The sequence below is a fragment of the Paenibacillus sp. MER 99-2 genome (assembly GCF_023714095.1).
In the GTDB taxonomy this organism is placed as follows: domain Bacteria; phylum Bacillota; class Bacilli; order Paenibacillales; family Paenibacillaceae; genus Paenibacillus.
The window spans coordinates 434,339-456,313 of sequence record NZ_JAMAUZ010000003.1; the positions used below are offsets into that span (position 1 = coordinate 434,339).

Below are 21,975 nucleotides of genomic sequence, written 5' to 3' on the forward strand. Positions count from 1 at the left end.
CTAGTTAATCTACACGATACAATGGGTGGAGGATTAGAGATGTAATGCACCTTACAAATGCTAGCTTGTACTAAGGTTGGCCGTCATTTCTTCGCGATGTACCGATATGGTCTTATATCCGGTACGAATACGGCCTGCTCTCATAAGCTCCTGAAGTGCAACGGTAACGGACTCACGGGTGGCTCCCGCCATCCAGGCAATCTCCTGATGAGTGATGGCACAATTGATCCGGCAATACTCGCCTTCTTCGCTTGATCCAACCTGAGCGGTGAGCCGAATGAGGTTATGCATGATTTTATCGTGTAGAGTCCCCAAAGCGAATTTCTGTGTCAACTCACTCATGCCTTGGATGCGCTCACTCAGCACTTTCATTAGGTTCATCATGAATCTGGGATGTTCGATAAGAAATTTTTCAAATCGTTGCCTGTTCATCAGGCATATGTCACATTCCTCCATTGTTTCGATATACAGCATACGAGTGCCAAGTGAAATGCCATTCATCTCTCCAAACACGTTACCTTCACCGAGCATATCCAGTGTAAATTGCTTACCCTCTACATTTATCGTGTATAGGCGGACGGTTCCCTTTTTCACAAAATAGAACCCTTCTCTAAACTGGTCGGGAGTTTGTATTAATGTATCTTTGGGGAGGGTCGTGATCGACGTCATCCTGTCCATTTCAATCAGGTCGGGTTCTGATAAGCAAGCCATGAGATTAAATTGGGATAAATATCGAATATTCTCCATACGATTCCTTTCCACTCCATAGGATGTATTGATCAAAAAAAAGAACCCACAGTGATCAACGGGTTCTCTTGCAGGCGGGCTTCCCGAATCGGAAGGTCTCCAAAAATATTAATAATATATGCATTATATTTAGTGCAGGTTCAATAGACTGAACAACCTCTTATAGCAGTTTCTTGAGCTGAGAGACACGCCCTTGGCTAATGCCTAACTTCTCGGCAATTTGCTGTTGGGCTAAACCTGGATTTTGTTCAACAATTTCCTTCATTTGTTGCAGCATACGTGCCGTTTTCGGACGAAGATCCGGGTATTCGGTTCCTGTAGCTGCTTGGCCTTCTTCCCATTCCGAAGATGAGTTAGTAGCGGGTTTGCCAGCAGGACGCTCCACGGGTGCAGGAGCCTGTTTAGTCTGAGGTACGAACCAGTCGGGAGTGTCATCTGGGTGCTTTAATTGAATTGCACAAGTCCGGCAGATGAATTGCTCTTTGAAATACATTTCCGTATCCACGTCACCGCAAAAAATACACAATGTTGATTTGTACTTTCTCAAAATCAACTCTTTCCCTTCAATGAAAAACTCGAGAGGATCGCCGATATGGATTTCCATCGTATCCCGCATTTCTTTGGGAAGGACAATTCGTCCAAGGCGGTCCAGAGATCTCTTCATTCCGGTTCTTTTCATCGCATCTCCCCCGCAATATTAGCAATTAAAACCTGTCCTTATTGTAAGGAAGAAAGGGCTTTAATACAACAATAATATTTCAAAAAATAGGGATAATTCCATCTATTATGGGAAAATAAGACTGGAAAGAATAGGCGCAACGGCTAAAGTGAACAACGCGGCAAGCACCATGGAGATACTTGATATGGTTCCAGTCAACGAACTCAGCTCAAAAGCCTTCGAGGTTCCCGTTCCATGGGCACCGGTTCCAAGGAGTGTTCCGCGAGCAATCTCTCCATCAATGCGAAGCATTTTAACGATTGAAGGACCCATAATCGCGCCAAGCAGCCCTGTGATAATCACGAATACGGCAGTCACTGCCGGAATTCCACCAATCGTAGCCGAGACATTCATGGCAATCGGCGTGGTGATGGATCTTGGGATAAGGCTGTGCACCAGCCCGGGGTCAAGACGCATCCATTTGGCGAGCAGGGCAGAAGAGAGAACGGCAACGATAGAGCCTGTCATGACACTGAAGACAATCTCCGAAATATGTTTTTTGAGAATATGGAAAAAGGTATAGAGCGGCACCGCAAAGGCAACCGTTGCAGGCTGCAATAATAAACTAAGCCACTTGCCACCACTGCTGTAGGCGGCATAATCTGTGCCAGTTGCAAGCAGTACACCAACGACAAGAAGAGGCGTAATGAGCAGCGGAGACAGATACACTTTGGGCAGGCTGCGATACATTCGTTTGGCAATCCAGTAAATTCCGACAGTTAACAGCAAGCATAGGAATCCAATCATCCCGTGTGACGCTCCTTTCGTTTGGCAATCCGAGTGGCAACGAGGCCTGTGCAGACCATGACCAGAAATGTGCTAAGCAGTACGATAAATAAAATTTGCAATCCATCATGCTCTAACATAGGCATGTAATTCATAATTCCAACGGCGGAAGGTATGAAGAACAATAGTAGCTCACCCAGCAACCAGGCGGCTCCGACCTCGATCCAGCGCAGTTTCACAACGCCGGTCTGAAGCAGCAGGAAGAGGGCAACCATACCGAGAATTGAGCCGGGTACAGGCAGATGGAGAGCACCAGCAAGCTGGTTCATGAACAGTGAGAAGGCCATCAAGATCGCAACCTGGAGAATGCCAAGACCCCATTTCTTCACATGAATCCCTCCTTATATCATCAACGTGGGTGCGTTCGTTTTTTATGAAAATGTTTGAAATATGACTTGGTATCACAAATTTTACATTGCATCCTTTCATGAGTAAAATGCATATTAAGAATGTTTTCTATTCCATTTATCTATGAGAGGCTGGAATCAGACGATGGATATCCGCCATTTGCAATATTTTCTAGAGGTGGCTCGACAACAGAGCTTCACCAAAGCCGCTGAAGTTTTGTTCATCACACAACCAACGATTAGTAAGACGGTCAAAAGCTTAGAAGATGAGTTAGGTGTAACCCTGTTGGACCGTTATGGCAAAAAGGTTCAACTGACAGATGCAGGGCATGTTTTTTTCCGTCAGGCCGTGGAGATTGAGAAGTCCTTCCGCAGTCTATCGTCCGAATTGGACGATCTGATGAACCTGAAGAAGGGGCATTTGCGGATTGGACTACCGCCGATGGTTGGGTCCAGCTTTTTCCCGATGATTATTGGTGAATTCCACAAAGCATATCCGCAAGTGAGTATTGAATTATTCGAAGACGGAGCGAAAAAGGTTGAGGCTGACGTCATAAGCGGTGCACTTGATATCGGGGTGGCTGTATTACCTACGATGGATGAGGTTTTGGATCATTTTGTGTTTGTAAAAGAGAAGCTTAATCTGTTGGTGCATCCTACACACCCACTTGCGGGCAAACCATCGGTTGCACTTCGTGAACTGGAGCAGGACGCATTTGTGTTATTCCGAGAGGATTTTGCGTTACATGATCGCATTATTGCCGCTTGTCAGGATGCAGGGTTTCAGCCACGGGTTGTCTATGAGAGCTCCCAGTGGGATCTACTCAGTGCGATGGTGGCAGCCAACCTGGGCGTAGCATTGCTACCAGAGACGATCTGCCGAGAGGTCGATCATATGCGTGTTCGAATTATCCCCGTGACGGAGCCTGTAATCCCATGGCAGCTTGGCATGATCTGGCGGAAGGATCGGTATCTTTCTTTTGCCACGAGGGAGTGGATTGGGTTCACCCAGTCTATGCTGAATAAGTAGGGCGTTTGTAGAAATGAAAATAGAAATTCGTGCATTTCGTTGTTACAATGAGAGCAGAATAGAATCCATTTCATAAATATCTTCAGCTACTTCAATCAGGGCTAGGTATTGATCAGAACGGTTCAATCTATCTATAGATAGTTACATCAGAATCATGTTGATATGGTATGAAATGGATCTAACTAATTTTGGAGGTGGAGTCATGAAACTGCGGGTATCCGCTGTACAGTATCAATTACAGACGATTAGCTCGTTTGAGCAGTTCGCTGCACAGGCAGAGCATTACATACGGACAGCCGACGAATTCGGAACCGAATTTGTACTGTTCCCCGAATTTTTCACCACCCAATTAATGTCCATTGGGGACGAACAAGGAAATGCATTAACGATTGAGGATCTACCAAGCTTTACAGAGCAATATGAGCAATTGTTCACGTCGCTTGCTGCCAAATATGGCATGCATCTGATCGGCGGTACACACGTCATTCGCCGTGAAGGCAAGCTGTATAACACGGCTCATATGTTCTATCCAGATGGTCGTATCGCCCGCCAGGCGAAGATTCATATTACGCCAACAGAAGTGGAAGAGTGGAACATGGCTGCTGGGGATGGGCTAGAAGTGTTCGACACGGATAAAGGTCGTATCGCGATGCTAACCTGTTACGATATTGAATTCCCAGAGATCGTGCGTATGGCTAAAGCGAAGGGTGCCGATGTGATCTTCTGTCCTTCCTGCACGGACGACCGTCATGGATTCTACCGTGTGCGTTATACAAGTCATGCTCGTGCGGTAGAGAACCAAGTCTATGTGGTGCTGACTGGAACGGTGGGTAATCTGCCAACAGTAGACTTCATGCGTGCCAACTATGGACAAGCTGCAATCATTACACCGAACGATGTACCTTTCCCACCACGCGGTATTCTGGCTGAAGGTGAGATCAATAACGATATGATTGTAACCGCTGATCTGGATCTAGACTTGCTGTATGAGGTACGTGAGCGTGGCTCGGTAACTACGTGGCGTGACCGCCGTACAGATCTGTATACCGATTGGGAATAGATTGAACTGCCTGAGAGGAGGAGTCGGTCAGGATGTATCATAAAGAAATACGAATCACCGGCCCGGATCGCCAGCGCAAGCCGGTGAGAGCAGTCATTCGTACTTATGCGGAAGCGGACTTTGATGAATTGATCCGCATTCAGGCAGAGAGCTTCCCTCCACCCTACCCGGAGGAGCTGCTCTGGAACCATGAACAACTGGCGAGTCATGTTAGGCATTATGCGGACGGAGCCATCTGTATTGAAGTGGATGGGGAACTTGCAGGGTCCATGACGTCACTTCGAATGCAATGGAACCCGGCTCAACCAGTTAATCATTCGTGGACTGAGGTTACAGATGATGGTTATATCCGCAATCATCAGCCCGATGGTAATACGTTGTATATCGTGGATCTGTGCGTGCGTCCGAAGTATCGCAAATGGGGACTTGCCCAGTTAATGATGCAGGCGATGTATCAATTGGTTATTCATCAAGGAATGGATCGACTGCTTGGTGCTGGCAGAATGCCGGGATACCATCTCGTGGCAGAGCAGATGTCTGCAGAGCAATATCTGGAGCAAGTCGTTGCAGGAGAACTGCATGATCCCGTCATATCATTCCTGCTCCGTTGTGGACGTATGCCGGTCGGTGTCACTGCTCATTATCTGGATGATGAGGAGTCTTGTGATTATGCCGCATTAATGGAGTGGAGCAACCCATTTATAGAGGTTGTTTAAAAAGTCCGCTTTTGATTACGAAGGATGCCTGAGGGCATCTATATTAAGGAGGAATATGATCATATGGAATTTACGCGTATAACATCGATCAAAGACCCATTGTTCGCCCAGATGCACAAGCTGATGCAAGAGATTTTCCCGGCAGAGGAAGTATTGGATTTCCCACTCTGGGAAGAGCCACTGGAAGATCCGGGCATCCGGGTGTTCGTTGCTGTTCATGAAGGTAATGTAGTTGGCGCTACAGAATACCGCTACTATGAGGATTGGAACGTTGCTATGACTGATTTTACGATTATCGGTCGTGAAGGATTGGGCATCGGTAGTTTCCTTGCTCGCCATCGCGAGCGTGATCTGAAGAGTCTGGCAGCGGCGAATGGCAAAGAGCTATTCGGTATGTTTGCTGAGATTTACAATCCTTATCTAGATCAAGACCATGAGTTTGGCGGCATTAAACCGATGAATCCGTATGTACGCCGTGAAGTGTTGTCACACCTTGGTTACCAACGTTTGGACTTCCCTTACGTTCATCCATCCTGGCAAGGAGATGGCGAAGCTGTAGGCGGACTCGATCTGTGCTTCATGCCAAGTGACGAGAACCTGGGTGAACTGCCAGCGAGCCTCGTAGCTGATTTCTTGAATCGTTACTATGCGGTATTGCCGAACAAACCGAAGGAATGGCTGGAAATGGTGGACAAACTGTCTGCACGTACAACCGTTCCATTGTTGCCTTTGTAATTGCAATAAGCCCAATAACCTGAACCCTGGTTTTCTAGGGTTCGGGTTATTTTTTTGTTTTTTTACATGTTCAAGTGAACATCATTTATTCTCCGCTGGAATGCTCAATAAGTCCGAATAATGGATGAATGAGTACCAAGAAGCTCTGGTGGCTTTGCTCTATAAAATAAAAAAGCAACCCATCCCCCATGTTACCGAAGGGAGGGTCACTATGCATTAGTTCTTAATCAACCTCATTAGCTATTGCGCTGCATGATGCTCGGGTAATTGAATCAGATAACTATTAGATAAGTGCATAAGCTGGAGTGCTCGGTCATATTGATCCTTGGTGACATATCCAGCAGAAGATGCAGCGGATAACTCGCTAGAGCTGGAAGAGCCACTTAAAGTGGTCGAAGCATCATCGGCACTATGTTGAGACTCCGTCTCGCTGGCAATATTCCACTGAGGTGCGTCATGTCGACCTGCATTTGCAAGGGAATGGTGCACCCCATCCCCATACCCCGTAGCAGGAACGAATAAGGAAGTGTCATTCAGGACAGAACCCGAAGGCAGGTAATAACGCTCTGGCAGCAGGTTTCCCCCTTCTCGCAGCAGATCTTGACCGAAATGAAGCTGATCTTGCAGAGATACGCCAGTAAGTCCCGCAATCGTTGGCATAATATCGACTTGTCCCCCAAGCTGTTCCAACTGCACAGCAGGGGTGATACCAGGTGCGTTAACGATGAGTGGGATATTAATCATGTCCACAGAAGTATAGGCTCGTCCATAGATTTCTTCCATTAACACTTCATCTTCTGGATCTAAGGAATAGATGGGAAGTCCCAGGTGATCTCCATAGACCACAAGCAGACTGTTATCCCACAGTCCACGTTCCTTGAGCCCGGTAATGAATGCCCCAACCGCTTGATCAGCATAATGCTGGGAGATCAGATAATCGCCAGGCAACGTATCTTGATATCGAGCAGGCAATTCTAAACTAATCTTGCTGTCTGGCAAATGATACGGATGGTGCGCCGACATTGAAATAATATGAGCGTAATAGGGTGAGCCAGCGGACTGCATAGCTTCTAGTTGATCCAGCGTTTTCTCGTATAACACATCATCTGAAGCAGAGAAGGCGATGGTATCATCCATACCGAAATAATTAATGTCATAATACTTGTCGAAGCCCAGAGCCTGATAGAGTTGATCCCGATTCCAGAATCGCACATCGTTGGTGTGAAAAGTAGCCGTTTGATACCCATTGGCAGACATGAGTTTGGGTAGACTAGGGAGCGCTTTGTCTGCATATACGGTAGCCGCTGCACCATTGGGTGGAATATAGAACGACGTGTTCACCACAAATTCTGCATCCGACGTATTTCCTTGTCCCACCTGTTGATAGAAATTCGGAAAATACATGCTATCCCTTACCAACTGGTTGAGATGAGGTGTGATCTCTTGTCCATCAACTTGGAGTCCGATCAGGAAATTCTGGAACGATTCCAGCTGCAGCATGATTACATTACGCCCTTTGGCTGCTCCTGATAGATTGATCGCTGGCAGCTCGGTTGTCTGCTTCAGTTCCTCAATTCGATCTTGAGTGATCTGATTGACAGGCACAGGCTGATCTGGACGATCTGCCAGAATGGTAAAGGCTTCGTAGCCAAGAATGCCCATCTGTTCTGCTTGGGTAATCTCACTCATGCTTGCCCGGTTAGGGTAGATGTTGAGCATACCTATGACGAGTGACATCACGAGAACAACGGACGCGATCCGCCTTCTCGTCTTTCGTTCCACCAGCTTCTCAGCGGGGTGTTCCGGTTTACCGAATTTCATCCGGCGACGGATTAACAAGCCACCTATAATAACGATATCTGTGAAAATAAAGAGATAATATGGGTCAAGCAGAGAGAACATACTGCTCTTAACAGACGTAACCTGGTTCACCTGAGCGAGGGCATGATAGTTGACGATGACACCGTAATATTTGTAATACATAATCGCGGCGAAGAAGATGCCTGACAGCAGTAGATTAAGCCCGAGGTATAACCACATTCGCCGTTTGGCTGCAAACCATTCAATCAGACAGAAGCAAGCCCAGATCATGGGTAGTTCCGTGAGCAAGGGTTTCCACAGCGGGATATCATCGAAGATGACGATCCAGGCAAGTGAGCTTTTGAGGATCATAATCAGGGTAAACCATATAAACGGTCCTTTTAGAAACCGGGTGAGTGAACTGCGTGACAAACGTACCGCCTTCCCTTCCGAAGTTTCGTTTAACAAGTATTATCCTATCTAGAGGGTTCCTGTGTCAAAAAAAGGATCTAGGTCTACATAACCCAAACAGACCCCATCCGAATAGGATGAGGTCATCAGGATAACATGCGTAATGTATATCATGTATTAGTTACGTTATGGTATATGTGGTCACAAAGGAAGGTCGCGGAAACATGTTAGGCTTCTGGGCCGTAAGCCCTTCGCTTGTGCTCCGGTTACGGTGGGCATGGCTATAGGCTTGAGACTCCTGCCAGCCTTTGAAATGTGCTTCGGATTGCCAGAGCGTAAGTACAACATATGTGTCATCCTTAAGTGGACGAAGTACACGAATACCGACAAAACCGGGTTCTTCTTCCACTTTGCGTGCACGGTTTTTGAATCGTTCCTCGAAGTCGCCGCGTCCGTCTTCTGTCACAGGAATATTATTCAGTACAGCAAATCCACCGCCTGTCCAGCTTCCTGCGGCATCAAAAGCCTCATAGGCTGCAACGTGATCATCGGATTCGATGTTCATCAATCGTTCGGATGACTCCAGCGCGATTCGAACTTCATCTTCACTGCGCAATGTGAGGTGTGGATATGCAGCAAGAGCATCTGGAGTAGGGGAAGGAACCAAATAAATGTACATCGTAACGGCCTCCTTAGTATAGGACATTTCTCAATTTGCCCTAGTCATATCTTCCACAACATAGCACATCGAAATAGGACGAGTCCAATTATGGGATAGACGAGGATGTGTCTATTTATGATAAAGTATAGAGAATACTATGAGAACGGGTGATCGTATGACAACTACTATTCGAATATCGGTGCGTCCTTTGGTGGAATATGTGTATCGTAGTGGCAGTATCCGGCCAGGATTCCGCACCAATGCATCCATGCAGGAAGGAACCAGAATCCACCAGCGCGTTCAGAAGGGGTACACCGAGGAAGACCAGAAGGAAGTGGTGCTAGAGGCAGAACTTCAACATGGTGACCTGACTTATATTGTTGAAGGGCGCTGCGATGGCATCATTCGTCTTGAAGGGCAGTTAACGGTAGATGAGATCAAGTCTACTGCGGGTCCTCTTGATGAGCTGGGTGAAGGTCTTCCGGTGCATTGGGCACAGGCGATCATGTACGCCTATATGTATGCAAGGGTGAATGATGAGCCAAGAATGCAGGTGCAATTAACATATGTGCACACGGTGAATAGTGAAGAGAGACGATTCCGGCGCATGATGGAGAGGCATGAGCTTGAGCAATTTGCTGCAGAGGTTATCGCTGGCTACGCCCCTTATGCAGAGATGATTGCTGCATATGAAGAGAAGCGTGATGTTAGTGTACGCGCGCTTGGGTTCCCTTTTCAGAAATACCGGGAAGGACAACGGAAGTTAGCAGGAGCCGTGTACCAGACGATCCGTGAGGGCAAGGGGTTGATGGCGAAGGCCCCCACGGGCATTGGCAAAACGATGTCGGTGCTCTTTCCTGCGGTCAAAGCCATTGGAGAGGGCGAGGCTGAAAGGCTGTTCTACCTGACGGCAAGAACGACAACAAGGGCTACCGCTGAAGAAGCCTTTGCACGAATGCAGGCTCAAGGGTTAAACATGCACGTCATAAGCCTGACCGCCAAGGACAAAATCTGCTTCAAGGAAGAGGAGTCCTGTGATGCAGGGCAGTGCAGCATGTGCGAAGGGTACTATGACCGTATCAATGGAGCAGTACTGGACATGCTGGAACATGAGACATTAATGACGCGTCCTGTCATTGAGCAGTATGCTCGTAAGCATCGCGTCTGTCCGTTTGAATTCTCACTCGACGCAGCCTATGCTGCTGATGCAGTCATCTGTGATTACAATTATATTTTTGATCCACGAATCTCGTTAAAACGCATGCTGGAGGAACAGAAGCGCAGAACCGTCGTTCTGGTGGATGAGGCGCACAATCTAGTGGATCGTGGCCGGAATATGTTCTCGGCTGAGCTGGTGAAGTCTGTTTTTCTTGAACTAAAAAGAGAATTCAAAGAATTAGCCAGCAGTGTGCCTGCGGCTAAAGCCATCTCTGATCGTGCCGGTGGTGTGGATACGTACCTGCTAACCATCCGCAAGAATGGCGGAGATGAGGATAAATTGTATAACCAAGAAATGCCGGAAGAGCTTATTGATCTGCTTGAACCGTTTGTGATGGCTGCCGAGCAGTGTCTTCTGGAGGGAGGATCGGGGCATGCTGAGATAGATGAATTGCTGCTGGATGGCTATTTCACCGCTCAGAATTTCCTGCGCATCGCCAAGTTGTATGATGAACGGTTCATGACTTATGCAGAATGTGAGCGCAGTGAAGTGCGAATTAAGCTATTTTGTCTGGATCCGTCCGCCCTGCTTCGTCAGACGGCCAAAGGTTTCCGCAGCGTCGTGCATTTCTCAGCAACGCTATCTCCGATGAGCTATTACCGGGATATGCTGGGAGCAGGGGAAGAGGACTATACGTTACAGGTGCCTTCCCCATTCTCTCGCGAACAGTTGGACGTGCGCCTCATGCCATTATCTGTTCGTTACAAGGATCGAGAAGCATCACGGCTTGCCATTGCTCAGCTACTCGATCAACTTGTTGCTGAACGCCCGCGTCATAATTTGTTGGTCTTTTTCCCTTCCTATCCGTACATGCGTGAAGTGCATGAGACGTATATGCGAGTGTTTGCAGGGAGCCAGGTGGATGCTGTCATGCAGGAACAAGGTATGAGTGAAGAGGAGCGGGATCAGTTCTTGAACGCGTTCCAGCCGAATCCGGAGCGAACTCGACTGGGCTTTGCTGTTCTTGGCGGCGTATTTGCCGAAGGTGTGGATTTACCTGGTGATCGACTGAACGGCGTCGTGGTGGTCGGTGCAGGGTTACCGCAGATTGGTCTAGAGAACAATGTGCTTAAAGATTATTTTGATCGCACAGGGCGCAGAGGGTTCAACTATGCTTATATTTTCCCAGGTATGAACAAAGTGCTGCAAGCAGGTGGCAGGCTCATTCGTACTGAGCAAGACCACGGCATTCTGGTATTGATTGACGACCGGTTCACGCAGGAACCGTATCATTCGCTGTTACCGGAGGAGTGGAGAGACTACACGCTGATTCACCCGAATAAGGCCAGGTAAGCTGGGCTGAAACAAAATCAGGAGGCAACACTGACCTCTACATGTGCTCTGTCATAGCATGGCTAGTGGTTATATTTTTCTGCTCGCATGATTGAATAGGGGGTCTAGCGGGTTATTACTTGGTTAGCAACCGAACGAACTACGGGATACGTATACACTCCGAGGTCCGCTTCGTAAGCACTAAAGGAGGTCTGTTTGTAATGAAAAGAAACCATACGATGATGCAGTTTTTTGAATGGCATCTTAGCGCAGACGGAAACCACTGGAAGCGATTGGCCGAGATGGCTCCTGAGCTAAAGGCCATAGGAATTGACTCGGTGTGGGTACCCCCTGTAACCAAAGCAGTGTCGGCCGAGGATACCGGATACGGTGTTTACGATCTATACGATCTGGGCGAATTCGATCAAAAGGGCACTGTACGCACCAAATATGGCACGAAGCAAGAATTGGTGGAGGCGATTGCCGAGTGCCAGAAGAATGGCATTGTCGTCTATGTCGATCTCGTGATGAATCATAAGGCAGGCGCGGACGAGACGGAAGTATTCCCCGTGGTTGAGGTCGATCCGAATGATCGAATGAAGGAGATATCTAAGCCTTTTGAGATCGAGGGCTGGACCAAGTTTGATTTTCCGGGTCGGGGAGACCAGTACTCCTCCTTCAAATGGAACTATAAGCATTTCAACGGAACGGATTTTGATGCAAGGCAAGAGCGCACAGGTGTATTCCGTATTGCCGAAGAGGGCAAGAATTGGAATGAAAACGTCGACGATGAGTTTGGTAACTACGACTATCTCATGTTCGCCAACATCGACTATAATCATCCGGAAGTCAAAGACGAAATGATCGAGTGGGGCAAATGGCTGATTGATACGTTGCAATGTGGCGGCTTCCGTCTGGATGCGATCAAACATATCAATCATGAGTTCATCAAAGCATTCGCTGCCGAGATGATACGGAAACGGGGTCAGGATTTCTACATTGTAGGCGAGTTCTGGAACCCCAATCTGGATGCATGCCGGCAGTTCTTGGATACGGTGGATTATCAGATCGATCTATTCGATGTGTCCCTACACTATAAATTGCATGAGGCGTCTCTGGCGGGTAGAGATTTCGATCTCTCCAAAATTTTCGAAGATACTTTAGTGCACACACATCCTACGCATGCCGTGACATTTGTAGATAATCACGATTCTCAGCCGCATGAGGCACTTGAATCCTGGGTTGGGGATTGGTTCAAACCAAGTGCATATGCACTGACGCTACTGCGTCGTGACGGGTACCCGGTAGTCTTTTACGGAGATTATTACGGCATCGGTGGCCCTGAACCTGTTGAGGGGAAAAAAGAGATCTTAGACATTCTGCTCTATGCACGCTGTCATAAGGCGTATGGCGAGCAGGAAGACTACTTCGACCATGCCAATACGATTGGTTGGGTGCGCCGTGGTGCGGAGGAGTTCGAGGGCTCCGGCTGTGCTGTGGTGATCTCCAACGGAGACGATGGGGAGAAGCGTATGTTTATTGGTGAACATCGGGCTGGAGAGGTCTGGACTGATCTTACACATAGCCGCGAGGAGAGTGTAACGATTGAGGAAGATGGCTGGGCGACGTTCCATGTTAATGGTGGAAGTGTAGCGGTATGGGCTCTGCCAGATGAGGAACATACCTCAACGTCATCCTAGTTGTTAGTACTGTAATAGCCTTACATCAAGGACAATAGCTCAAGTGTAGAAGGGGGTTGCGCGTTAGCCTGAATGGCTGGCGTGGAAGCCCTTTTTGTGCTGGGTACGTGTGAGCTAGAGAAGAAAAGAGGAGATAACAAGATCGGGAATAGGAACAGGATAGGAGAAGGTATAGGTAGGGTCATACGCATAAAAAGTAACCCATCCTTATCTATTTGTGATATCCTTAATTGGTATTATAAGCCAAATGTATAAATGAATTAAACTTTTTGATGGTCGTTCGATCGACTTAAGTTATATATAAATGAACACCAATGAAGACATGGGGAGGGATGACATTGAGCAGGCCAATATGGACAACATTATGCATGATCATGATCATGCTCATACTGTGCTTAACTGCATGTACCTCTGATTCGGCGATGGGCGAGGTGAAACGCACCGACTCTTATACACTAAACAGTGAAAGGAGAGATCTCGAAGAGCGCATCAAGAACAATCGAGATTCCTTTCAACAGACTATGCCTGAGAAATACAAGCTGACAGCGACCGTTAATGTGAGTCATGAGGCAGATGGAGATCGGATCAACTATGATGTTCTTGTGAATGATGTGCAGATCCCACTTGCCAACGTTATTCAATCCTTTACGCTTGCACCCGCTATGATGAATGTGATCGACGCACCGGATCTGCTGAACACCAATACATCGAATGATTATGAAATTAACCTAGAACCGAACAATGAACCGCTCGGATTAAGCTTAGGTCGGAGTTACATATTGAAGCCCAAAGCAGATATCCGTCGGAGCGCCCTTTCTGACTATCAGAATATGTACATTAAAATTTCGTATGGCTCAGAAGACGAACGAACGGAAGATTACTTTTATATTCAGGCAGAGCCATCCACAGAGGCTCAGGCATACATGGAGTCACTCTCTAATGAATAAGAACAGACACTTGCCTGGCTCCAGTAGAGCATAAGAAGCGGGACAAGTGTCGATGTAGGCATTTATTTTGTAAATATGCTGGTGTGTTGATGTATAAGGAAAGTAAGCTAGAGGAAAAACGCAATCGTCTATACTTATCTACGTATCAAGCTCGAACGATTCCAGTGTACCCGCCATTCGTAGGTCATGCTGTTGATTGAATTTAATTCGTTTGTCGGCATTTGCATATTCATCGTGATAATGCATGAGCACGGTCTTTGCTCTAACGTGAGCGGGCAATTGCTCCAGATCCTTCAATGAGGTATGCGACTTGATAACGAGGTCATGCATATGGCATTCATGGAATATAAGCTGTACATCCTCGGCCGCCTCTTCTACACGTTTCTGATCAAGTGTGCTATCTGCACTGTAGTAGAAGTAAGATTTAGCGATCAGCCCATTGCTGACCATCCCCGGTACATGCTGCGTACGGAACGTTTCAAACGTAACACCGCCCAGCTCGAACGTTCCTCCATCGGGTAGTGGAACCACATCGTAATAATCACTCATCGTACGTTCCCCATCTGTCGTATAACGCATACCAGGAGAGAGAATGCTCCACAGCGGATCGACCAGCTCTTCATGGATAAACAGACGTGGCTTCCGGTCACCCACAATCTGAGCATAGTATCCAAGCATCTGTACACCGTTAATATGGTCTTCGTGCAAATGCGTAATGAAGACGTTATGTATATCTGTCATCGGCAAGCCATATTGCTTCAATGCCTTCGCGTTCGATTCAGGAAAATCGATCACTAGATGGGTATCACCGAATTCAGCCAATACACTGTTATGGTGTTGGTCTACACTGAACATGTCTCCTGTACCGAGAAATGTAATTTTCATGCCTTCATCTCCTTACATGCGATCTTCAGATCAGCATAATTGTGATTAAAACCAGTATACCTTGTTGAACCGAATATGCCTAAATCAACCTTTTTTGATAACGCTATCATTTTGTATTGAACTTTGGAGGCAAACAGTGTAGCGTACAAGGTGGGAAGTGAACCCATATGAACGTAAACTCACCTAAAGGGAGCGTGCATGATACATGAAATCTTTTCTTGATGAACAATTTCTGCTGCACAACGAAACGGCGGTAAGGTTATATGAGGACTACGTCAAAGACATGCCGATTATTGACTATCATTGCCACCTCAGTCCTCAGGAGATTTATGAGAATAAGACCTTTGGCAACATCACAGAAGCCTGGTTATATGGAGATCATTACAAATGGCGTCTCATGCGCGCAAACGGAATTGAAGAGCAATACATCACGGGCGGAGAAGGTGTTACGGATTACGATCGTTTTCTGGCATATGCCAAAACCGTACCGATGATGATTGGCAACCCGCTGTACGCTTGGTCTCATCTGGAGCTACAGCGCTATTTTGGTGTCTATGAAGTATTGAACGAGAAGAGCGCTCCATCCGTCTGGGAAAAAGTAAATGCCAAGCTGAACAGTGAAGGGTTCGGTGCGCGAGACTTAATCACGAAGTCCAATGTGACAGTGGTATGTACGACGGATGATCCGTGCGATTCCTTGGAATACCATCTCAAGATTAAGGAGATCGAAGGATTCGAAACGGCTGTGTTGCCGTCTTTCCGTCCTGACAAAGGGCTGGAGTTGAATCGGGAATCCTTTACCGAATGGGTAGGCAAGCTATCTCAAGCTGCGGGTACGACAATTGAGGACTATGATTCCTTCCTTGCGGCACTAGAATCCCGAGTGGAATTCTTCCATTCTGTTGGCGGCCGTGTGTCTGACCATGCGCTCGATTATGTTCCATTTGGCGAAGCAACACGTGAAGAGGCAGGAGCGATTTTTGCCAAAGCATTTGCGGGTCAGAGAGTCACCCGTGAGGAAGAGGATAAGTACAAGACGGTGACGCTGACCTTCCTAGGGAAGCTGTATGCCGATCGTGGCTGGGTAATGCAGTTCCACATCAATGCCGCTCGTAATAATAACAGCCGGATGTTTGCGAAGCTGGGGCCAGATACCGGATATGATTCCGTGAATGATACACCACTTTCTTCGGCGGTGATCGGTCTACTGGATGCGCTTGAGCAAGAGCAGGCACTGCCCAAAACGATTCTGTATTCTCTGAACCCACGTGATAATGAAGTACTCGCTGCAATTATGGGCAGCTTCCAAGGTGGAGGTATTCCAGGTAAAATTCAGCTTGGTGCTGCTTGGTGGTTCAATGATACCAAGGACGGCATGTTAGCTCAGATGAGAGCACTTGCGAACGTGGGCTTAATCAGTCGCTTTGTCGGCATGCTGACCGATTCACGCAGCTTCTTATCCTATACTCGGCATGAATATTTCCGCCGCTTAGTATGTAATCTAATCGGCGAGTGGGCTGAGCAGGGCGAGGCTCCGCAAGATATGGAGCTATTAGGTGAGATTGTACAAGGCATTGCCTACAACAATGCTAAGACGTATTTCCCGTTCTCCCCTGCACTGCAGACGGCTTCGGCTTCCCAGAGCTAATTCGAACGTATACGATTAACTCAACCATTTAAAATTACATTTCCCAACCACGGCGATCTTATGTCGTGGTTTTTTGGTGTTTTGGAACAAAATAGAACAGAGTTGACTTTCATATTGGTCGGAAATATAATTAGGTAACCTAATTAATTGGTCATCTATTTAATTGTATCCCTATATAATAGGTATACTATGGTAATTGAATTCAACAGGCATGATCGCCTGATAAGGAGGAAGACAATATGGCTGGCATAGATCCGGTCGCTCAGAAGCTTTTATATTCCATCATGCAGTTTAATAAGGGCAAATGGAGACAACATAAACCGCATGGGCGCAATCACAATGAAATTATGGTACTGGGTTGTTTACTTCACGGTATGCATCCGGGAGAACGTCTGAATTGGCAGGATAATCCGCCTGACTTCAATCACTCCTTCGAATCTAATCATCCGGGACTGAAGGTTTCGGAGATTAGTGCTTTGCTTCGCGTGAAGTCACCAACCATTACACCCGTCATACGGGGACTTGAGGATGAAGGTTTAGTTGAACGAACGATGGATCCAGAGGATCGACGTGCAGTGCGCATTACGATTACTGAGGCAGGCCGGGCAATCATTCGGGCTGCTCACGAAGAGCGCATGGAAATTTTCAATAAGCTTGTCGAGCATTTAGGCGAGGAAGACAGCCTTCAGTTAGCTGCATTGCTTACGAAGGTGTACTCCTTCTTTGATAGCAAAGTTCCCCAAGAATCAGAAGCAAATGCACAAGGAGACGATACGCCATGATGAAACTGTTTCGTATGCTGAAGCCATACCAAATCTCCGTTTATTTCATTCTAGGTCTGGTGCTATTGCAGTCTCTGGCTGAACTATACCTGCCTACCCTGATGGGAGACATCGTGAATAAAGGGATCATTCGGGGAGACATTCCTTATATCTGGAAGATCGGTGGCTTTATGCTACTCATCGCCATTGCTGGAACCGCCTGTTCCATTATTGCCAGTTACCTATCTTCGCGCACGGCAGGGGGATTTGCCAAACAACTTCGTAGCAGAGTGTTCCGCCACGTAGAGAACTTCTCCCTGCAGGAGTTCGATAAGATGGGCACAGCTTCGCTTATTACCAGAACTACGAATGATATTACACAGGTTCAGAATGTGTTAACGATGATGCTGCGCATGATGATTATGGCTCCATTGATGTGTATCGGTGGTATTGTCATGGCGGTATCTCAGGATGCTAAATTATCTACCATTTTCCTCGTTGTGCTTCCTGTATTGGGTGGTGCCATTGCACTGATTGGTTCGAAGGGGCTGCCATTATTCAAAAAAATTCAGAAGAAGCTTGATCGCCTCAATCTGGTGTTACGTGAGCAATTAACGGGTATTCGGGTTGTTCGATCTTTCAATCGTGGAACACATGAGCGTGCTCGCTTTAATGGAGCCAATACCGATCTAAGAGATGTTTCCATTAAGGTCAATGTTCTTATGGCAACACTGATGCCTATCATGATGCTTGTTATGAATTTCTCGATGATCGCCATACTATACTTTGGTGGTATGCGAATTGATAGCGGGAATATGGATATCGGTTCACTGATTGCGTTTATCCAGTATGCGATGCAGATTATGTTCTCCCTCATTATGGTCTCCATGATCTTTGTCATGATTCCAAGAGCATCGGCTTCAGCAGAGCGGATTAACGAAGTGCTTGATATGCAGCCAGATCTGAGTGATCCAACGCAGCCACGTAAGATGAATGCACTTCAAGGAACGATTGAATTCGATAATGTTACATTCCGTTACCCGGGTGCGGAGAATGCTGCGTTATCCAATATTTCTTTTACGGCTCGTCCTGGGGAGACCACGGCAATTATCGGTGGTACGGGTTCAGGTAAATCCACATTATTGAGCCTTATTCCGCGATTCTATGACGTTACCGAAGGTACTGTGCGAGTGAATGGGACGGATGTGCGTCAACTGAAACAGGAAAATTTACGAGCGATTATTGGATTTGTGCCGCAAAAGGCAGTGCTGTTTACCGGAACCATCGCAGAGAATATCCGTCATGGTAAGGATGATGCCACGATGGAGGAAGTTGTACATGCGGCTCAAACGGCGCAGGCAGAGAACTTCATTTCCGAGATGAAAGATGGCTATGACAGCCTAATTGCACAAGGTGGTAATAACGTATCGGGTGGACAAAAACAACGTTTGTCCATTGCACGCGCACTAGTGCGTCGCCCTGAAGTATATATCTTCGACGATAGCTTCTCTGCCCTCGATTTCAAGACAGATGCTAAGCTTAGAGCCGCACTGAAATCAGAGACGACGGAAGCGGCAGTGCTGATCGTTGCTCAACGGGTGAGCACGGTTATGGATGCTGATCGGATTCTTGTCATGGATGAAGGTCGAATTGTTGGTTCAGGAACACATCAAGAGCTGCTCGCGAACAACGAAGTGTATCGTGAAATTGTATCGTCCCAGCTTACAGAGGAGGAGATCGCATGAGTGAACGTACAGAACGCAAGGCACCCAAATCCGGTATGCCCGGTCCTCCTGGTGGCGGCATGGGAATGCGTCCCCCAGTGGAGAAAGCGAAGGATTTCAAAGGTACACTTCGCCGGTTGGTTCGCTATCTGCAGCCACACCGTTTCCGGCTCCTAGGGGTTCTTATCGCAGCTATTTTAAGTACCGTCTTCAGTATTATCAGTCCAAAAATTATGGCAGAAGGTACGAATATATTAAGTGAAGGCGCTATTGCCATCTATCAGGGCGTACAAGGTGCAGGGGTTGATTTTCCTGCATTAATCAAAGTGTTGTATCTGCTTGTGGGGTTATATCTGTTCAGTGCTGCATTTATGTATGTCCAACAGTACTTAATGGCTGGCGTGGCACAACGTGTTGTGTACGACATGCGTGAGCAGATCAGTGCGAAGGTTGGACGCTTGCCACTTAAATATTTTGATTCCCGTACTCACGGGGAGACATTAAGCCGGGCAACGAACGATGTGGATAACATTAGTAATACGTTACAGCAAAGTTTGGCGCAGTTTATTACCTCTGTCGTTACGATTGTTGGGGTCATCATTATGATGCTCACCATTAGTCCGTGGATGACATTAATTACGCTTTTGACTCTGCCGCTGAGTGTAGTTGTGGTGGTAGCCGTGGCTTCCCGTTCACAAAAGCATTTTGCTGGACAACAGAAATCACTCGGTGAGCTGAATGGTCATGTAGAGGAAATGTATACAGGACATAAGGTCGTCAAAGCATTTGGGCGTGAAAATCAATCTGTCGAACAGTTCGAAAAGGTCAATGAAGAGCTGTATGAATCAGGCTGGAAAGCCCAGTTTATCTCGGGGATTATTATGCCGCTGATGTCGTTTGTCGGTAACTTAGGTTATGTTCTAATCTGTGTGGTCGGCGGGATCTTTGTTACACGAGGCGCGATTACCATCGGGGATATTCTTGCCTTCACGCAATATTCTCGTCAGTTCACACAGCCGATTAACCAGATTGCGAACATCTCGAATATTATTCAATCCACCATTGCTTCGGCAGAGCGGGTATTCGAATTGTTGGACGAAGAAGAAGAAGTTCCTGAGTCTAACAAACCTGTGGCATTGCAGCAACCGCAAGGTGCTGTAGCTTTCCAAGGTGTGAATTTTGGATACAAAGACGATGAGTTACTCATCCGTAATATGAACATTGATGTGAAGCCAGGTCAGACGGTGGCTATTGTTGGGCCAACGGGTGCTGGTAAAACGACATTGATTAACTTGCTCATGCGTTTCTATGAAATTCAAGACGGGCAAATTACGATTGATGGTGTGAACATTCAGGATATGGAGCGCAGCAAGCTGCGTAGCTTGTTTGGGATGGTGCTTCAAGATACCTGGTTGTTCAACGGAACCATCCGTGACAACATTGCTTATGGACGTGAAGGGGCAACAAGTGAGGAAGTATATGAGGCTGCAAGAGCCGCGCATGCCGATCATTTCATTCGCACCCTTCCTGACGGATATGATACGGTACTGAATGAGGAAGCATCGAACATCTCCCAAGGACAGAAGCAACTGCTCACGATTGCTAGAGCGATTCTGGCTAACCCAGCTATCCTCATTCTGGATGAGGCAACAAGTAGTGTCGATACACGGACAGAAGTGTTCATCCAGAAAGCGATGAATGATCTGATGCAGGATCGCACCAGCTTCGTCATTGCCCATCGACTGTCCACCATTCGTGGTGCGGATCTTATCCTCGTGATGGATCATGGTAATGTCATTGAGCAGGGTAACCATGAGGAGTTAATGGATCGACAGGGCTTCTATGCGGATCTGTATAATAGCCAGTTCGCAGAGCAACAGCCGCAGGCGATCTAAGATATTTAAGTTAGGTTAAGTTAGATCGTTGATATATAAAGAAAAACAATAACCAAACAAGACTGAGCAACCCTAGTGGGAGCTCAGTCTTGTTTGGCTTCAGCTTATAATGTTTTCATTAAAGCCCCATTCAATCTGAAACATACAATATACATGCATGAATTCGTTGGTCAGACTATTGAAATACTAGTCTTGATTGGCTTTGCCCGTAACTGCGCTGCTCTTATCCTTGTTCTCTTTAGTGACTTCTGTGGAGTCATGCAATTGAAGCGTAGCTTCATCCTTATCCGATGTACTCAGCGCAGAAGGAGGCATTTCACCTGGGATGGCTTCGCGTTGTTCAATCATACGTTTAACGACCTCATAGCAGTCATCAACGTGTTTGTTCCCGACATAACGCATTCCTGTATAGCTGAGCGTTGCGGCTAATCCTTGCCCAGCAATGGGTACAAATTTGGCGACTGATTTGGTAGCTACACGTATGCCAATGCGCTTCAAGATTTGGACGACCAGTTCTTTGGTGACCATTCGTCCAATCACTTTGGAGCCGATGGACATCACGAATCCGTAGATCATGGATTTGGTCTCCGGATCCATGCCTTCAAGCTGTTTTTGTGATAATCCGAATTTATTGTTAATGGCAGGCAAGAGCTGCATGAGCATTCCTACATCGGCGAGCACATCTGTACCAGGCAACGGAACGAGTGTGGTGCCGAAGGAAGCGGTGGCTCTTTTTCGAACCATGGTGCGGCATTCTTTGCGAACTTGCTCCAATTGTTCCAATGTTGCTGGAATCATAGCAATCCCTCCATTCGTTTATGGTATACATATAACCGTTTTGAACGAGTTTGAATGGTACCTCTGTCACTGTAAATTATAGGACTACAATTATAGAGGTTGTTCAAAAAGTCCG

The 21,975-nt window shown here is 47.0% G+C and carries 19 protein-coding genes; 11 read left to right on the plus strand and 8 right to left on the minus strand.

Going from position 1 to position 21,975, the window contains the following annotated elements; all coding sequences use genetic code 11:
• Window positions 1-60: 60 nt before the first annotated feature.
• The 4 genes from M3636_RS16955 to M3636_RS16970 all read right to left on the minus strand — a co-directional run bounded on the left by M3636_RS16955 (window position 61) and on the right by M3636_RS16970 (window position 2,580).
• Window positions 61-747 (minus strand): Crp/Fnr family transcriptional regulator, encoded by a 687-nt coding sequence (locus M3636_RS16955; protein ID WP_251383300.1) that lies wholly within the window; start codon window positions 745-747, stop codon window positions 61-63.
• A 160-nt stretch (window positions 748-907) separates the two neighbouring features.
• Window positions 908-1,426, minus strand: a complete 519-nt coding sequence (locus M3636_RS16960) for an AbrB/MazE/SpoVT family DNA-binding domain-containing protein (protein ID WP_128103952.1) — start codon at window positions 1,424-1,426, stop codon at window positions 908-910.
• A gap of 105 nt (window positions 1,427-1,531) precedes the next feature.
• Window positions 1,532-2,212, minus strand: coding sequence for a CidB/LrgB family autolysis modulator (locus M3636_RS16965; protein ID WP_251383301.1), 681 nt, complete (start codon window positions 2,210-2,212; stop codon window positions 1,532-1,534).
• Window positions 2,209-2,580 (minus strand): CidA/LrgA family protein, encoded by a 372-nt coding sequence (locus M3636_RS16970; protein ID WP_251383302.1) that lies wholly within the window; start codon window positions 2,578-2,580, stop codon window positions 2,209-2,211. The genes M3636_RS16965 and M3636_RS16970 overlap by 4 nt, the downstream gene beginning before the upstream one ends.
• A gap of 163 nt (window positions 2,581-2,743) precedes the next feature.
• Between M3636_RS16970 and cidR the strand changes: the two genes are divergently transcribed.
• The 4 genes from cidR to M3636_RS16990 all read left to right on the plus strand — a co-directional run bounded on the left by cidR (window position 2,744) and on the right by M3636_RS16990 (window position 6,139).
• Window positions 2,744-3,628 carry a cidABC operon transcriptional activator CidR gene (gene cidR / locus M3636_RS16975; RefSeq protein ID WP_251383303.1) on the plus strand — a complete coding sequence of 295 codons (885 nt, stop codon included), beginning with the start codon at window positions 2,744-2,746 and terminating at the stop codon, window positions 3,626-3,628.
• 202 nt (window positions 3,629-3,830) lie between these two features.
• Entirely contained in the window at window positions 3,831-4,688 is an 858-nt protein-coding gene (locus M3636_RS16980) for a carbon-nitrogen hydrolase family protein (protein ID WP_145407126.1), read from the plus strand.
• A 32-nt stretch (window positions 4,689-4,720) separates the two neighbouring features.
• Window positions 4,721-5,404 carry a GNAT family N-acetyltransferase gene (locus M3636_RS16985; protein ID WP_251383304.1) on the plus strand — a complete coding sequence of 228 codons (684 nt, stop codon included), beginning with the start codon at window positions 4,721-4,723 and terminating at the stop codon, window positions 5,402-5,404.
• Window positions 5,405-5,467: 63 nt separating this feature from the next.
• Window positions 5,468-6,139: a GNAT family N-acetyltransferase gene (locus M3636_RS16990; protein ID WP_251383305.1), complete on the plus strand. Its 672-nt coding sequence runs from the start codon at window positions 5,468-5,470 to the stop codon at window positions 6,137-6,139.
• A gap of 240 nt (window positions 6,140-6,379) precedes the next feature.
• Here M3636_RS16990 and M3636_RS16995 read toward each other — a convergent pair whose 3' ends face one another.
• Together M3636_RS16995 and M3636_RS29565 are read right to left on the minus strand one after the other, a co-directional pair.
• Complete coding sequence (locus tag M3636_RS16995; RefSeq protein ID WP_483311526.1) at window positions 6,380-8,311, minus strand: LTA synthase family protein; 1,932 nt, start codon at window positions 8,309-8,311, stop codon at window positions 6,380-6,382.
• 220 nt (window positions 8,312-8,531) lie between these two features.
• Window positions 8,532-9,029: an antibiotic biosynthesis monooxygenase family protein gene (locus tag M3636_RS29565; protein WP_285858988.1), complete on the minus strand. Its 498-nt coding sequence runs from the start codon at window positions 9,027-9,029 to the stop codon at window positions 8,532-8,534.
• Window positions 9,030-9,186: 157 nt separating this feature from the next.
• Here M3636_RS29565 and M3636_RS17005 point away from each other — a divergent pair, with 157 nt between their 5' ends.
• The 3 genes from M3636_RS17005 (at window position 9,187) to M3636_RS17015 (ending at window position 14,149) form a co-directional block, all read left to right on the plus strand.
• Window positions 9,187-11,523, plus strand: coding sequence for an ATP-dependent DNA helicase (locus M3636_RS17005; RefSeq protein ID WP_251383307.1), 2,337 nt, complete (start codon window positions 9,187-9,189; stop codon window positions 11,521-11,523).
• A 200-nt stretch (window positions 11,524-11,723) separates the two neighbouring features.
• The gene (locus M3636_RS17010; protein WP_128103945.1) at window positions 11,724-13,202 is read left to right on the plus strand and encodes an alpha-amylase; all 1,479 of its coding nucleotides are present in this window, start codon (window positions 11,724-11,726) and stop codon (window positions 13,200-13,202) included.
• 338 nt (window positions 13,203-13,540) lie between these two features.
• Entirely contained in the window at window positions 13,541-14,149 is a 609-nt protein-coding gene (locus M3636_RS17015) for a hypothetical protein (RefSeq protein WP_251383308.1), read from the plus strand.
• A 138-nt stretch (window positions 14,150-14,287) separates the two neighbouring features.
• Here the strand turns inward: M3636_RS17015 and M3636_RS17020 are convergent, their stop codons facing one another.
• Window positions 14,288-15,034 carry an MBL fold metallo-hydrolase gene (locus M3636_RS17020; RefSeq protein WP_251383309.1) on the minus strand — a complete coding sequence of 249 codons (747 nt, stop codon included), beginning with the start codon at window positions 15,032-15,034 and terminating at the stop codon, window positions 14,288-14,290.
• A 205-nt stretch (window positions 15,035-15,239) separates the two neighbouring features.
• On the opposite strand from M3636_RS17020, the gene uxaC reads away from it, so the two are divergent.
• From uxaC to M3636_RS17040, 4 genes are all read left to right on the plus strand, one after another.
• Complete coding sequence (gene uxaC / locus M3636_RS17025) at window positions 15,240-16,682, plus strand: glucuronate isomerase (protein WP_251383310.1); 1,443 nt, start codon at window positions 15,240-15,242, stop codon at window positions 16,680-16,682.
• A 239-nt stretch (window positions 16,683-16,921) separates the two neighbouring features.
• Complete coding sequence (locus tag M3636_RS17030) at window positions 16,922-17,464, plus strand: MarR family winged helix-turn-helix transcriptional regulator (RefSeq protein ID WP_251383311.1); 543 nt, start codon at window positions 16,922-16,924, stop codon at window positions 17,462-17,464.
• On the plus strand, window positions 17,461-19,188 hold the full coding sequence (locus M3636_RS17035; RefSeq protein WP_251383312.1) for an ABC transporter ATP-binding protein: 1,728 nt from the start codon (window positions 17,461-17,463) through the stop codon (window positions 19,186-19,188). The genes M3636_RS17030 and M3636_RS17035 overlap by 4 nt, the downstream gene beginning before the upstream one ends.
• Complete coding sequence (locus tag M3636_RS17040; RefSeq protein ID WP_128103938.1) at window positions 19,185-21,062, plus strand: ABC transporter ATP-binding protein; 1,878 nt, start codon at window positions 19,185-19,187, stop codon at window positions 21,060-21,062. Before M3636_RS17035 ends, M3636_RS17040 begins: the two co-directional genes overlap by 4 nt.
• 186 nt (window positions 21,063-21,248) lie before the next feature.
• On the opposite strand, the gene M3636_RS17045 is transcribed toward M3636_RS17040, so the two are convergent.
• Window positions 21,249-21,860, minus strand: coding sequence for a hypothetical protein (locus tag M3636_RS17045; RefSeq protein WP_128103937.1), 612 nt, complete (start codon window positions 21,858-21,860; stop codon window positions 21,249-21,251).
• Window positions 21,861-21,975: the final 115 nt, after the last annotated feature.

Coding starts and splice junctions, on each gene's coding strand:
- M3636_RS16955 (WP_251383300.1), bottom strand. CDS start 747: ATGGAGAATATTCGATATTTATCCCAATTTAATCTCATGGCTTGCTTA.
- M3636_RS16960 (WP_128103952.1), bottom strand. CDS start 1,426: ATGAAAAGAACCGGAATGAAGAGATCTCTGGACCGCCTTGGACGAATT.
- M3636_RS16965 (WP_251383301.1), bottom strand. CDS start 2,212: ATGATTGGATTCCTATGCTTGCTGTTAACTGTCGGAATTTACTGGATT.
- cidR (WP_251383303.1), top strand. CDS start 2,744: ATGGATATCCGCCATTTGCAATATTTTCTAGAGGTGGCTCGACAACAG.
- M3636_RS16980 (WP_145407126.1), top strand. CDS start 3,831: ATGAAACTGCGGGTATCCGCTGTACAGTATCAATTACAGACGATTAGC.
- M3636_RS16985 (WP_251383304.1), top strand. CDS start 4,721: ATGTATCATAAAGAAATACGAATCACCGGCCCGGATCGCCAGCGCAAG.
- M3636_RS16990 (WP_251383305.1), top strand. CDS start 5,468: ATGGAATTTACGCGTATAACATCGATCAAAGACCCATTGTTCGCCCAG.
- M3636_RS16995 (WP_483311526.1), bottom strand. CDS start 8,311: ATGATCCTCAAAAGCTCACTTGCCTGGATCGTCATCTTCGATGATATC.
- M3636_RS29565 (WP_285858988.1), bottom strand. CDS start 9,029: ATGTACATTTATTTGGTTCCTTCCCCTACTCCAGATGCTCTTGCTGCA.
- M3636_RS17005 (WP_251383307.1), top strand. CDS start 9,187: ATGACAACTACTATTCGAATATCGGTGCGTCCTTTGGTGGAATATGTG.
- M3636_RS17010 (WP_128103945.1), top strand. CDS start 11,724: ATGAAAAGAAACCATACGATGATGCAGTTTTTTGAATGGCATCTTAGC.
- M3636_RS17020 (WP_251383309.1), bottom strand. CDS start 15,034: ATGAAAATTACATTTCTCGGTACAGGAGACATGTTCAGTGTAGACCAA.
- uxaC (WP_251383310.1), top strand. CDS start 15,240: ATGAAATCTTTTCTTGATGAACAATTTCTGCTGCACAACGAAACGGCG.
- M3636_RS17030 (WP_251383311.1), top strand. CDS start 16,922: ATGGCTGGCATAGATCCGGTCGCTCAGAAGCTTTTATATTCCATCATG.
- M3636_RS17035 (WP_251383312.1), top strand. CDS start 17,461: ATGATGAAACTGTTTCGTATGCTGAAGCCATACCAAATCTCCGTTTAT.
- M3636_RS17040 (WP_128103938.1), top strand. CDS start 19,185: ATGAGTGAACGTACAGAACGCAAGGCACCCAAATCCGGTATGCCCGGT.
- M3636_RS17045 (WP_128103937.1), bottom strand. CDS start 21,860: ATGATTCCAGCAACATTGGAACAATTGGAGCAAGTTCGCAAAGAATGC.